The 12315-nt window shown below is 69.0% G+C and carries 10 protein-coding genes; 2 read left to right on the plus strand and 8 right to left on the minus strand.

What is annotated here, in order from left to right; genetic code table 11:
• Nucleotides 1-67: 67 nt before the first annotated feature.
• Together ACODTB_RS16025 and ACODTB_RS16030 are read right to left on the minus strand one after the other, a co-directional pair.
• The gene (locus ACODTB_RS16025; RefSeq protein ID WP_291111724.1) at nt 68-712 is read right to left on the minus strand and encodes a TetR/AcrR family transcriptional regulator; all 645 of its coding nucleotides are present in this window, start codon (nt 710-712) and stop codon (nt 68-70) included.
• A 76-nt stretch (nt 713-788) separates the two neighbouring features.
• The gene (locus tag ACODTB_RS16030) at nt 789-1349 is read right to left on the minus strand and encodes a DUF6622 family protein (protein WP_291111722.1); all 561 of its coding nucleotides are present in this window, start codon (nt 1347-1349) and stop codon (nt 789-791) included.
• A gap of 250 nt (nt 1350-1599) precedes the next feature.
• Between ACODTB_RS16030 and ACODTB_RS16035 the strand changes: the two genes are divergently transcribed.
• Together ACODTB_RS16035 and ACODTB_RS16040 are read left to right on the plus strand one after the other, a co-directional pair.
• On the plus strand, nt 1600-4206 hold the full coding sequence (locus ACODTB_RS16035; protein ID WP_488929476.1) for an excinuclease ABC subunit UvrA: 2607 nt from the start codon (nt 1600-1602) through the stop codon (nt 4204-4206).
• A gap of 15 nt (nt 4207-4221) precedes the next feature.
• On the plus strand, nt 4222-5133 hold the full coding sequence (locus ACODTB_RS16040) for a glutaminase (RefSeq protein WP_488929477.1): 912 nt from the start codon (nt 4222-4224) through the stop codon (nt 5131-5133).
• 28 nt (nt 5134-5161) lie between these two features.
• Here ACODTB_RS16040 and ACODTB_RS16045 read toward each other — a convergent pair whose 3' ends face one another.
• Genes ACODTB_RS16045 through ACODTB_RS16070 form a run of 6 tightly spaced genes read right to left on the minus strand, consistent with a single transcriptional unit; the run spans nt 5162 to nt 12254 of the window.
• Complete coding sequence (locus ACODTB_RS16045; RefSeq protein ID WP_444687756.1) at nt 5162-6136, minus strand: Bug family tripartite tricarboxylate transporter substrate binding protein; 975 nt, start codon at nt 6134-6136, stop codon at nt 5162-5164.
• A 22-nt stretch (nt 6137-6158) separates the two neighbouring features.
• Entirely contained in the window at nt 6159-7175 is a 1017-nt protein-coding gene (locus ACODTB_RS16050; protein ID WP_291111711.1) for a CobW family GTP-binding protein, read from the minus strand.
• Nucleotides 7172-7555: a hypothetical protein gene (locus ACODTB_RS16055; RefSeq protein WP_291111709.1), complete on the minus strand. Its 384-nt coding sequence runs from the start codon at nt 7553-7555 to the stop codon at nt 7172-7174. The genes ACODTB_RS16050 and ACODTB_RS16055 overlap by 4 nt, the downstream gene beginning before the upstream one ends.
• A 1-nt stretch (nt 7556) precedes the next feature.
• Nucleotides 7557-9299, minus strand: a complete 1743-nt coding sequence (locus tag ACODTB_RS16060; RefSeq protein ID WP_291111707.1) for a hydantoinase B/oxoprolinase family protein — start codon at nt 9297-9299, stop codon at nt 7557-7559.
• Nucleotides 9296-11392, minus strand: coding sequence for a hydantoinase/oxoprolinase family protein (locus ACODTB_RS16065; protein WP_291111705.1), 2097 nt, complete (start codon nt 11390-11392; stop codon nt 9296-9298). Before ACODTB_RS16065 ends, ACODTB_RS16060 begins: the two co-directional genes overlap by 4 nt.
• A gap of 16 nt (nt 11393-11408) precedes the next feature.
• Nucleotides 11409-12254, minus strand: a complete 846-nt coding sequence (locus ACODTB_RS16070; RefSeq protein WP_291111703.1) for a fumarylacetoacetate hydrolase family protein — start codon at nt 12252-12254, stop codon at nt 11409-11411.
• Between the last annotated feature and the right edge of the window lie 61 nt (nt 12255-12315).

Raw genomic sequence — 12315 nt, forward strand, 5'->3', positions numbered from 1 at the left:
GGAGAATTGTAGGGCAAAGAAAAGGGGCGAGAAGCCCCTGGTTTTCCCTGAGCGGTGAAGAAAGCCGTCAGGCGAGCACGAAAGCCGAGATCACCTCGGTGATGTGGGCCAGGCGCTGCGCGAGCTGCTTGGGCGCCTTGAAGTCGCGGTTGAAACCGGCCGAGAGGGTGTGGATGTTGGAGAGGTAGAAGTAGGAGCAGCCGGCGATGGTGATGTAGAGCTGCACCGGGTCGATGCCGGCGCGGAACAGGCCCGCTTTCTGGCCGCGCTCCAGGATGTCGCCGAGCGATTGCACCAGCGGCGAGTTCAGCTCGCGGATGCGCTGCGAGCCATGCAGGTGGCGCGCCAGGTGCAGGTTTTCGCTGTTGAGCAGGGTGATGAACTCGGGGTGGGCGATGTAGTAGTCCCAGGTGAATTCCACCAGCCGGCGCAGCGCGATCAGCGGCGGCATGCCTTGCAGATCCAGGTACAGCTGGGCGTTGCGGATCTCGGCGTAGACACTTTCCAGCGCGGCAGCGAAGAGGCCGTCCTTGTCCTTGAAGTAGTAGTAGACGAGCTTCTTGTCCACCGCCGCCTGCTCGGCGATGCGCTCCACCCGCGCGCCGCCCAGGCCGGCGCGGGCGAACTCCTCGCGCGCGGCCACCAGGATGGCGGCCTTGGAGCGCTCGGCGTCGCGGATCCTGGTCTCGGAGGGGGCCTTTCTGGCGGTCACGGCGGGGGTCCTTGTGCGGGGGAAACGGGGGCGGGCAATGCCGCCACAGCGTACCCGAACTCCTCCGCAAAGCCCTTTATTCACTCAATGGTGAATAAAGGGCTTTGCCAGGGCGCACCGCCAGGCGCCACAGGCGCGCGGCGCGGCCGATGAAGAAACCCGTGAACGCGCCGTACAGGGCGGCGACGCACAGCACGTACGGCGTGTCCCGGACCAGCTGCGGCGCCATGGTGAGATCGACCCCGACCACGTACTTCACCAGAAAGATGCCCACGATCAACCCCAGCGGGACGGCGCTGCCCGGCAGGCGGTACAGGCGCCGCGCCGGGTCGTACCGGGCGCCATCGGCGCGGCCGCGCGCGACCAGGGCGAAGGCCAGCACCGCGGCGATGAGCCAGGCCGAAACGGCCAGGGCCAGGTGAGGCGTCGCCCCGAAGGCCGATACCGTGCCCGAGACCGAGAAGAGCATCATCGCCAAGGGCATCAGCGACACGCGGGCCAGGCTGGCGCTGCGCTCGCGCAGCTGGCTGGCGCCCAGCGCGAGCAGCGCCACGAGCAGGCCCCACACCCACGACGGCGTCTGGCGCAGGACAGGGACCACGGCTTCGGGGTGGTTGGCGAGCAGTTGCAGCAGCATGGTGGGCTCCGCGAGAGGGGGTGGATGGAGGCCGCACTGTGCCGGGCGCGGACACGACTGGCGAGCAGATTGCGACGAAACGGCGTGGGTGCGGCGCGAAAAGCCGTCTGCCGAGGGTGGGCGGTGGCGTCCGGGTCGGACGCCTCCGACAAACGGCCCCGCCAGGCACCCCCTGTTGCTGCGCCTCCAACCGTGTCAAGCTGTATGTCACCGGACCCTCGCTTGATCCGGCAACTTCAAGAGTGCGCCAGTGAACAAAACCTCCGAGTTCGTGAGCGTGCGCGGCGCACGCGAACACAACCTGAAGAACGTGGATGTCGACGCGCCCCGCAACGCGCTGGTCGTCTTCACCGGCATCTCAGGCTCCGGCAAATCCTCGCTGGCCTTTGGCACGGTCTATGCCGAGGCGCAGCGGCGCTACTTCGACTCGGTATCGCCCTACGCGCGCCGGCTGATCGACCAGGTCGGCACGCCCGATGTGGACAGCATCGAGGGCCTGCCGCCTGCCGTGGCGCTGCAGCAGCCCAGGGGCTCGGCGGGCTCGCGCTCCACGCTCGGTTCGGTCTCCATGATCTCCAACATGCTGCGCATGCTGTACTCGCGCGCAGGCCTGTACCCGCCGGGCCAGCCCATGCTGTTCGCCGAAGACTTTTCGCCCCACACGCCCCAGGGTGCCTGCCCGGTCTGCCAGGGGATGGGATTCGTCTACGACGTGACCGAGAAGGCCATGGTGCCCGACGACACGCTGAGCATCCGCGAACGCGCCATCGCCGCGTGGCCGCCCGCCTGGCATGGGCAGAACCTGCGCGACATCCTGGTCACGCTGGGCTACGACGTCGACACGCCGTGGCGCGATCTGCCCAAGAAAGACAGGGACTGGATCCTGTACACCGAAGAGCAGCCCACCGTGCCGGTGTACGCCGGCTTCACCCCGGCCGAGACGCGGGCCGCGTTGCGCCGCAAGATGGAGCCGAGCTACCAGGGTACTTTCACGGGCGTGCGCAAGTACGTGTTGCAGACCTTCGCCACGACCTCCAGCGAACTGATGAAGCGCCGCGTGGCGCGCTTCATGTCCGGCACGGTGTGTCCTTCGTGCCAGGGCAAGCGCCTGAAGGCAGAGGCGCTCTCGGTGACCTTCGCCGGCCTGGACATCGGCGAGCTCTCCCGCTTGCCATTGACGCGGCTCGCGCAGGTGCTTGAACCGGCGGCCGCCGGCCGGCTCGCATCCCCCTCGGCGCCAACGGCCACCCCCAGGGGCCGCGCCGGCCGGGCCGTGGCCCCGCGCCCGGGTCATGAAGGCGCGCCCGACGTGCGGCGAACGCCCCACCTCTCGGAAGAGAAACGCATCGCCGCCCAGCGGATCGCCCAGAACGTGCTGGAGCGCGTCAAGACCTTGGAGGACATCGGCCTGGGCTATCTTTCGCTCGACCGGCAGACACCCACCCTGTCGTCGGGCGAACTGCAGCGCGTGCGGCTGGCCACGCAGATCCACGCGAATCTCTTTGGCGTGCTCTATGTGCTCGACGAGCCCTCGGCAGGCCTTCACCCCGCCGACGGCGTGGCGCTGCTGGCGGCGCTGGACCGCCTCAAGCGCGCCGGCAACTCGCTCTTCGTGGTCGAACACGATCTCGCGGTGATGAAACACGCCGACTGGATCGTGGACGTGGGCCCCGAAGCGGGCGAGAACGGCGGGCGCGTGCTGTACAGCGGTCCGCCGGCGGGCCTGCGCCGCGTGCCGGACTCCCACACCGCGCGGCACCTCTTCGCCGCGCCTCCACGGCGCAGGCGGGCGGCGCGCCCACCGCAGGGTTGGCTGCAACTGAGCGGCGTCAGCTGCAACAACCTGCACCGTCTCGACGCGGCTTTTCCCCTCGGCGTGCTGACCGCCGTGACCGGGGTGTCCGGCTCGGGCAAGTCGAGCCTGGTGGGCCATGCGCTGGTCGACCTCATGGCGGACCACCTGGGCCATGAACCGGCGCAACGCGACACGGGCGAGACCGAGGACACCGAGCCCGGCAGCGCGGCGGCGGTGGTGAGCGGCGGCCGGATCGAGGCCGGCGCCGACGCCTTTCGCCGCCTGGTGCGGGTCGATCAGAAACCGATCGGCCGCACGCCGCGCTCCAACCTCGCCACTTACACAGGCCTGTTCGATGCGGTGCGAAAACGCTTCGCGGCCGAGCCGGCGGCGCGGTCGCGGCGCTGGGGCGCGGGGCGCTTTTCATTCAACGTGCCGGGCGGGCGCTGCGACACCTGCGAAGGCGAAGGTTTTGTCCACGTGGAACTGCTCTTCATGCCCAGCGTGTACGCACCCTGCGCCACCTGCGGCGGGCAGCGCTACAACGAGAAAACCTTGCAGATCACCCATGCCGGCAAGAACATCGCCCAGGTGCTGGCCATGACGGTGGAGGAAGGCGTGGCCTTCTTCCAGCAGGACCCGGCGATCCACCGCCCGTTGAAACTGTTGCAGGACATCGGCCTGGGCTACCTGCGGCTGGGGCAGCCGGCCACCGAACTCTCCGGCGGCGAGGCACAGCGCATCAAACTGGCCACGGAACTCCAGCGGCCCAACCGGGGAGACACGCTCTACGTGCTCGACGAGCCCACCACCGGCCTGCATCCCGCCGATGTGGATCGGCTGATGGCGCAGCTGAATGCGCTGGTGGACGCCGGCAACACGGTGGTGATGGTGGAGCACGACATGCGCGTCGTGGCCGCCAGCGACTGGGTGATCGACGTGGGGCCGGGCGCCGGCCATGAAGGCGGCCGCATCGTCGTGGCGGGCACGCCCGATGCGGTGGCGGCCTGCCCCGCCAGCCCGACGGCACCCCATCTGGCGGCGGCGCTCGGCGCGCGCTGACCGACAATCGTCGCCATGCCATTCCAGCCCATCCTCGAGGACATCGTCGCCACCCTGCGCCCGGCCCTGGGGGCGCAGGGCCGGGTGGCCGATTACATTCCCGCGCTGGCGCGCGTGCCGGCGGCGCAGTTCGGCATCGCCTTGCGCACCTGCGACGGCGAGGAGGCGCAGGCCGGCGACAGCACCACCCCCTTCTCGATCCAGAGCATTTCCAAACTCTTCGCCCTGACCCTGGGCATGCGCGCCATGGGCGAGCGCCTGTGGGAACGCATCGGGCGGGAACCCTCGGGCAACCCCTTCAACTCGCTGGTGCAGCTGGAGGCCGAACAGGGCACGCCGCGCAACCCCTTCATCAACGCCGGCGCGATCGCCGTCACGGACCGGCTGGTCAGCCAGGGCGATCCCAAGGCGGCCATGCTGGAGCTGGTGTCCAGCCTGTGCAACGAGCCCGTGCACTTCGACGAGGAGGTGGCGGCGTCCGAGGCCGCGACCGGTTTTCGCAACATCGCGCTGGGCAACTTCATGAAGAGCTTCGGCAAGATCGACAACGACGTCGCGGCCGTGCTGGACGCCTATTTCCACCATTGCGCGGTGCGCATGAGCTGCCTGCAACTGGCGCGCGCCACCGGCTTCCTGTGCCGCGACGGCCGGCACCCGTTCAGCGGCGAGTCCCTGCTGAGCGAGCGCCAGACGCGCCGCATCAACGCGCTGATGCTGACCTGCGGCACCTACGACGCGGCAGGTGAGTTCGCGTTCCGGATCGGCCTGCCGTGCAAGAGCGGCGTGGGCGGGGGCATCGTGGCGGTGGTGCCCGATCGCCTGAGCCTGTGCGTGTGGTCGCCCGCGCTGGATGCCACGGGCAACTCGCTGCTGGGCATGCAGGCGCTGGAACTGTTCGCCGCGCGCACCGGGCTGTCGGTGTTCTGAGCGGGCGCGGGGCGATTCGCGCAGGCCCTCACTCCGGCTTGAATCCTGCCTCTTTCAACAATCCCGCGCTCTGCGCCACATCGGTCGCGATGTACTTGCGGAAGGTGTCCACCGACTCCACCACCGGCTCCACGCCCAGCGAGGCGAGCGAGCCGGCCTTGGCCAGTTCTTCCGTGGCCTTGTTGATGGCCTTGTTGAGGAACTGCACGCGGTCGTCCGGCGTGCCCTTGGGTGCCCACACGCCGTACCACGACACGTACACCAGGCCCGGGTAGCCGCTCTCGGCCGCCGTGGGCACGTCGGGCGCGACGCTGCTGCGTTTGGCGCCGGTCTGGGCGATGGGCTTCACGCGGCCGCCTTTGGCCATGGGTTGCAGCGAGATGATGGAATCGACCAGCACCTGCACGTGGCCACCGGCCACGTCGGTGGCGGCGGGCGCGGTGCCCCGGTAGGGCGTCATGGTGAAGCTGACCTTGCCCTGCTTGGCCAGCAGCAGCGTGGCGAGGTGGCTGGGCGCGCCGAGCGCTGGGATGGCGGCGTTCCAGTTGTTGCCGCCTTTGCCCGCCGCGTCGATCACTTCGCGCAGGTTCTTCTGCGGCGCGGTGGGCGGGATCACGATGAGCAGCGGCGCTTCGCCGGTGCGGGCCACGGGCACGAAGTCGGTCACCGGGTCGTAGGGCGGCGTGGCCAGCACGTGGCTGGCGAGCACGTGCGTGGCGGCCGAGAACAGCAGGGTGTAGCCGTCGGGGTGCGCGGTCTGCACCGCCTTGCCGCCGATGGTGCCGCTGCCGCCGGCGCGGTTGTCCACCACCACGGTCACGCCCAGGTCGGTCTGCAGCTGTTTGGCAAGCAGGCGCGCCGCGCCGTCCACGCCGCCGCCGGCTGCAAAGGGCACGATGAGCTTGATCATGTTGTCGGGGAACTTGCCCTGGGCCAGGGCGGGCGCCACGCCCACGGCGGCGAGGGCCAGGCCGGTCATCCAGTGCTTCATCTTCAACTTCATGCTTGTCTCCTTGGGGGTTGTGTCAATCGGGTTGAGGGGCAGGGGCTCGGCGCGTGCGGCGCCGTTCAAAAACGCTCAGCGTGGCGTCGATGTCTTCGGCATCGATGCCGCGCGTGATGAACACGATGCGCGTGCGCCGGTCGTCGCTGGGCCAGCGGGGCAGCGTCTCGGGCGGGTGGAACAGGTGCTGCACGCCGTGGATGACGAGCGGGTGCTCCGGGTCGTCGTCCAGGTGCACGATGCCCTTGACGCGCAGCAGGTCGTCGCCGCGCATCTTCGCGATCATGTCCAGCCAGGCGAAGAAGCCCTCGCGCGAGAGCGGTTGCTCGCGCACGATGACGTGCGATCGGATGCGGTCGTCGTGGCGGCTCGCATCGGGTGCGGAGGCGGGGAAGAAGTCGGAGCGGCCCGCGTCGGGCAGCGCGGTGAAGGCGGGCGCCGGCCGCACCAGCAGCGCTTGCAGGGCCGACAGCGCGCCCCCGGCATCGGTGCGGATCTCGGCCAGCGGGTTGATGTCGCGCAGGCGCTGCATGAGCGCCTCGGGCACGGGCTGCAGGTCGGTCTTGGTGAGCAGCAGGCGGTCGGCCACGGCGGCCTGTTTCACGGCTTCGGGGTGCTGGTCGAGCGTGGCCATGCCGTGGCACGCGTCCACGGTGCAGGCCACGCCGGCGAGCCGCCAGGTGCCGTGCAGGCGCGGGTCGCCCATGAGGGTGTGCAGGATGGGCGCGGGGTCGGCCAGGCCGGTGGTTTCCAGCACCACGTGGCGCAGTTCGCCTCGCTGGGCGGCGGGCGTGGCGGCCAGGCGCTCGAAGGCCTCCACCAGGTCGCCCCGGATGGTGCAGCAGATGCAGCCGTTGGCCAGCAGCACCATGTTCTCTTCGGTGTGGTCAACGAGGTCGTGGTCCAGCCCGACGGCGCCGAATTCGTTGATGACCACGGCCGTGCCGTGCATGCCGGGCGCGCGCAGCAGGCGGTTGAGCAGCGTGGTCTTGCCGCTGCCCAGGAAGCCGGTGAGCACGGTGACGGGCACGGCTTTCATGTCGCGGTGCCCATGGGGCCGTGCAGCTTGGCGAAGGATTCGAGCGTGCGCGCCAGCCGCGTGAGCAGCCAGTCGGCATCGGCCTCGTCGGCCTCACCCGCTTCCAGGCGCGTGAGCAGGTTCATCACCGGCTGGGGCTGTTCGGCGATCGGCCCGGGCTGCAGCAGGAAAGCTTCCACGCTGGACACGCCCAGGCGCTCGCTCTCGGCCCAGAGGTAGTCGGCGATGTCGAGCTCGAAGTCCTGCAGCGAGACGCTGACCCCGCCCACGCCGCAGCCGCAACCCGAGCCCAGCGTGACGTGCTGGGCGCTCAGGCGGCTCCACAGACCCAGCAGGCGGGCGGCGCGGGGGTCGGCGGCTGCCACGGTGGCGGCGTCCATGTCAGGCCCGCAGGCGGGCCGTGGCGGCCTCGTCCACCTGCTGTTGCGCATCGAGCGCCACGCGGTAGACCTCGCGCGCCACCTCGGCGCTCACATAGCCTTCGCGCACGTCCTCGGCCACCTTCTCGGCCTCGCGCTCCAGCGGGCTGCCGAAGCCACCGCCGCCGCCCGAGAGCATCTTGTAGGCATCGCCGCGTTCGAGGCGCACGTTGAAGATCTTGGCGTTGAGGTGGTCCTCCTTCCACACGCCCTTGTGGCGCACGGCCAAGCCGTTGCCCATGGCGTCGCCGCCGCCTTCCAGGCCCCAGGGCTTGCAGTGCACGCGGTCGATGCGGGTGGTGACGGTGAAGGGCGAGAGCGCCTGCACCACCATCTCCGCGCCCAGGCCGCCACGGTACTTGCCGGCACCCGCGCTGTCCTTGCGGATCTCGTATTTCTCGACCAGCACCGGGTACTTGGCTTCGAGCTGTTCGGTCGGGCTGTTGTGGGTGTCGCCGTCGTTGATGCAGACGGTAACGGACACGCCGTCTTCCGTGCTCTTGGCGCCCCAGCCGCCGCCCAGCGGGCCGATGCCGACGATGAACAAGCGGCCGTCCTCCGGCGAGATGCCGTGGATGTTGGGAAACACCAGGTCAGCGTGGTGGCCGGCGATGGCGCGGTCGGGAATCGCGGGCGCAAGGGCCTTGAAGATGGTGTCGATTACCGTCATCGGGAAGGTCATCCACACGCGCATCGGGTACGGGCGCTCGGCGCTGATGACGGTGCCCATGGGCATGATCACTTTCAGCGAGCGGAAGCTGCCGTCGTTCACCGGGTAGTCGGTGGGCGTGGTGAGGCACTTGTAGGCCACTTGCGCGCAGGCGATGCCGGTGGTGAAGCCGGAGTTGTAGAAGCCGCGCACCTGCTTGCTCACGTCGGACAGGTCCACCGTCATCTCGTCACCTTTCACGGTGACCTTGACGCGGATGGGGATGCGCTTGCCGATCTCCAGGCCGTCGTCGTCCATGTAGGACTCGGCTTCGTACACGCCGTCGGGGATGGACAGCGTGTTCTTGCGCGCCACGGCTTCGCTCGAATCCATGATCTGGCGGATCGAGCCGTTGACCGCGTCGGCGCCGTAGCGCTGCAGCAGCTCCACATAGCGGCGCTCGCCGGTGGTGATGGCGGTGATCTGCGCGCGCAGGTCGCCCAGCGCGCGCTCGGGCATGCGCACGTTCATCGCGATGATGTCGACCAGGTCCTGGTTGACCACGCCTTCGCGCTGGTACTTCACGATCGGGATCTGGATGCCTTCGCTGAAGATGTCGGTGGTCACGTTGCCCAGGGTGCCGCCCACGTCGAGCCAGTGCGCCATGCAGCAGGTGAAGCCTTCGAGCTGCCCTTCGTGGAACACCGGCATGGTGAAGGTGAAGTGGTTCAGGTGGCTGCCGGTGGTGTAGGCGTCGTTGGTGACGAGGATGTCGCCCGGCTTGATGTTCTCGTAGCCGAAGTGTTTGATCTTCGCCTTCACCGTCTCGGCCATGCCACGGATGAACATGGGCAGGCCCAGGCCGATGGAGACCGTGTCGCCTTCCTTGGTGAACAGGCCCACCGTGAAGTCCAGCGCCTCATAGATGATGAGGTTGTACGCGGTGCGCGTGAGGTTGGTCTTCATCTCCTCCGTCACGGCGAAGAGGCCGTTGCGGATGATCTCGACGGTGACGGGGTCAACCGTCGTGCTGGGCAGGTTGTCTCGTGTGTTCATGAGCGGTCGCTCCCGATGGCGATTTGCAGGTTGCCCAGGCCGTCGACGCGCAGTTCGTCGCCGGGCTGGACCACGGTGGTGGAGGCGTGTTCTTCGATCAGGGCCGGGCCGGCGATGACGTTGCCGGCGCGCAGCGCGTCGCGCTTGTAGACCGGCGTGTCGGCCCAGCCGCCGGCGCGGAAGTACACCGGCTTGGTACCGCGCAGGGCGGCCGCTTCGGGCTGTGCCGCACCTTCGTCCACGTGGTGGCGCGGCGGCTTCTTCATGGTGCCGAGCACGGTCACGCGCAGGCTCACGAGGTCGGCCGCTTCCTGGGGCGCCGAGGTGCCGTAGCGCACCTTGTGCACCTGGTCGAAGTGGTTCTTGATGGCCGAGCGGTCCTTGTCCACGAAGAACGCACCGGGCAGGTCCACCGTGACAGCGTGCTCCTGGCCCACGTAGCGCATGTCGGCGGCGCGTTCGATGACGATGCCGTCGGGCGTGATGCCCGAGGCGGCGAGCGCGGCGCGGCCTTCGTCTTCCATGCCCTTGTAGAGCGCTTCGATTTCGTCGAAGGACACGTCGTTGAGCTTGCGGAACACCGAGCGCACGTAGTCGTAGCGCAGGTCGGAGAACAGCATGCCGTAGGCCGAGAAATAACCCGGCGCGTAGGGAATGAGCACCTTGCGGATGCCGATCTCGCGCGCGATGGCCGAGGCGTGCAGCGGGCCGGCGCCGCCGTAGACCACCATGGTGAAGCTGCCGGCGTCCAGGCCGCGCTCGGTGGTGACGGCCTTCACGGCGTGCGACATCTGGGTGACGGCGATGCGCAGGATGCCGTCGGCGGCGGCGGTGGCGTCCAGGCCCAGGGGCTTGGCCACGCGCTCTTCCATCTGGCGCTGCGTGCCGGCGAGGTCGAGCTTGAGTTCGCCGCCCAGGAAGTGGTCGGCGTCGAGGCGGCCGAGCACGAGGTTGGCGTCGGTCACGGTGGGTTCGGTGCCGCCACGGCCGTAGGCCACGGGGCCGGGGATGGAGCCCGCGCTCTGCGGGCCCACGCGCAGCGCGTTGCCGGTTTCCACGCGGGCGATGGAGCCGCCGCCGGTGCCGACCTCGTGGATGTCCATCATCGGGATCTGGATCGGCAGGGCGCGCTCGTAGCCGCCGATGAGGGCGCTGCCAGTGGTCAGCGGCCGGCCTTCGCTGATCACGCCGGCCTTGGCGGTGGTGCCACCCATGTCGAAGGCGATGGCGTCGCCCATGCCGAGCTGCGCGCAGATGGCCTGCGCGCCGATCACGCCGGCCGCCGGGCCGGACTCGAGCATGCGCACGCAATCGCGCCGGGCATGTTCGCTGGGGAACAGGCCGCCGGTGGACTGCACCACGTAGAAGTCGCCCTTGAAGCCTTTGTTGCTCAGGTGGTCTTCCAGCTGGCCGAGGTAGGCCGAGACGCGCGGGCCCACGTAGGCGTTGGCCACCGCGGTGGAGACGCGCTCGAACTCGCGGTATTCCTGGCTGAGTTCGTGCGAGGCGCAGACGAAGGCGCCCGGCAGTTCCTCTTGCAGGATCTGTTTCACGCGCTGTTCGTGCGCCGGGTTGCGGTACGAGTGCAGCAGCAGCACGGCCACGGCCTCGATGTCCTTGCCGCCGAGTTCGCGCGCCAGCTCGCGCACCGCGTCTTCGTCCAGCGCCTTGTGCGTGCTGCCGTCGGCGCGCAGGCGCTCGGCCACCTCGTAGCGCAGCGAGCGCTTGACCAGCGGCTCGTGCTTGTTGAAGAACAGGTTGTAGGCGTCGGGCCGGTTCACGCGGCCGATCTCGTAGATGTCGCGAAAGCCTTCGGTGATCAGCAGCGCGGTCTTGGCGCCGTTGCGCTCCAGCAGCGTGTTGATGGCGATGGTGGAGCCGTGCAGGAACAGGTGGCCGTCGCGCAGGTCGATGTCGGCGCTGTCCAGCGTGGCCTGGATGCCGTTGACCAGCTGACCGTGGGTGGACAGGGCCTTGCCGAACAGCAGCTGGCCGGTGACTTCGTCGAAGGCGGCCATGTCGGTGAAGGTGCCGCCGATGTCGACGGCGACGCGCAGGCGCGCGTCGTGCGGGGTGAGGTGGGTGTTGCTCATGGTGTTGTGTCGCGGATCAGGCCGTGACGCCGATGGGGTTGCGGAGAACTCCGAGGCCCGTGATCTCGACCTCGACCACGTCGCCTTCTTTCATGTACAGCGGCGGCTCGCGGCGGTCGCCAACGCCGCCGGGCGTGCCGGTGGCGATCACGTCGCCGGGCGAGAGCGGCGTGAAGCGCGAGACGTAGTTGACGATGGTGGGGATGTCGAAGATCAGGTCGCCCACGCTGGCGTGCTGCACCACGGTGCCGTTCAGGCGCGTTTCCAGCAGCAGCTTCGTCACGTCAGGCACTTCGTCTCGCGTGGCCATGTAGGGGCCGAAGGGGCCGGTGCCGGGGAAGTTCTTGCCGGGGGTGAACTGGTGGGTGTGCTTCTGCCAGTCGCGCACGCTCACGTCGTTGAAGCAGGCGTAGCCGGCGATGTGGTCGAAGGCCTTGTCTTTCGGGATGTCGCGGCCGCCCTGGCCGATGACGAAGGCGAGTTCGCCTTCCCAGTCGAAGCGGTCGGAAAACACGGGGCGCAGCACTTCGTCGCCGTGCGCGGCCAGGGTGTCGTTGAAGCGCAGGAAGATCGAGGGGTACTCGCTGTCGGCGCGCTTGGTCTCGGCCACATGGCTCTTGTAGTTCAGGCCGATGCAGATCAGCTTGCCGGGGTTGGGGATCACCGGCAGCAGGCGCAGCTGGTCGGGCGCGAGCGAGGGGCCGCCCAGGCTGCTGAGTTCACCGAGTGCGTTGGCGGCAATGGCGGCCTTCAGGTCGGCGTGGCGGGCCTGGAACGCGGCGGGAACAGGGGTGTGGCGGCCATCGGCGCCGACCACCCCGTAGGTGGCTCGGCCGTCGACCTCGAAGCTGGCAAAACGCATGGCGGGTGTCTCCGTGGGGTGATGGGAACGCAGTCTAGAAAAGCACCCGCCATCTGCCTAG

This window comes from Hydrogenophaga sp. FG152 (genome assembly GCF_057809615.1).

Coding starts and splice junctions, on each gene's coding strand:
- ACODTB_RS16030 (WP_291111722.1), bottom strand. CDS start 1,349: ATGCTGCTGCAACTGCTCGCCAACCACCCCGAAGCCGTGGTCCCTGTC.
- ACODTB_RS16040 (WP_488929477.1), top strand. CDS start 4,222: ATGCCATTCCAGCCCATCCTCGAGGACATCGTCGCCACCCTGCGCCCG.
- ACODTB_RS16045 (WP_444687756.1), bottom strand. CDS start 6,136: ATGAAGTTGAAGATGAAGCACTGGATGACCGGCCTGGCCCTCGCCGCC.
- ACODTB_RS16050 (WP_291111711.1), bottom strand. CDS start 7,175: ATGAAAGCCGTGCCCGTCACCGTGCTCACCGGCTTCCTGGGCAGCGGC.
- ACODTB_RS16055 (WP_291111709.1), bottom strand. CDS start 7,555: ATGGACGCCGCCACCGTGGCAGCCGCCGACCCCCGCGCCGCCCGCCTG.
- ACODTB_RS16060 (WP_291111707.1), bottom strand. CDS start 9,299: ATGAACACACGAGACAACCTGCCCAGCACGACGGTTGACCCCGTCACC.
- ACODTB_RS16065 (WP_291111705.1), bottom strand. CDS start 11,392: ATGAGCAACACCCACCTCACCCCGCACGACGCGCGCCTGCGCGTCGCC.
- ACODTB_RS16070 (WP_291111703.1), bottom strand. CDS start 12,254: ATGCGTTTTGCCAGCTTCGAGGTCGACGGCCGAGCCACCTACGGGGTG.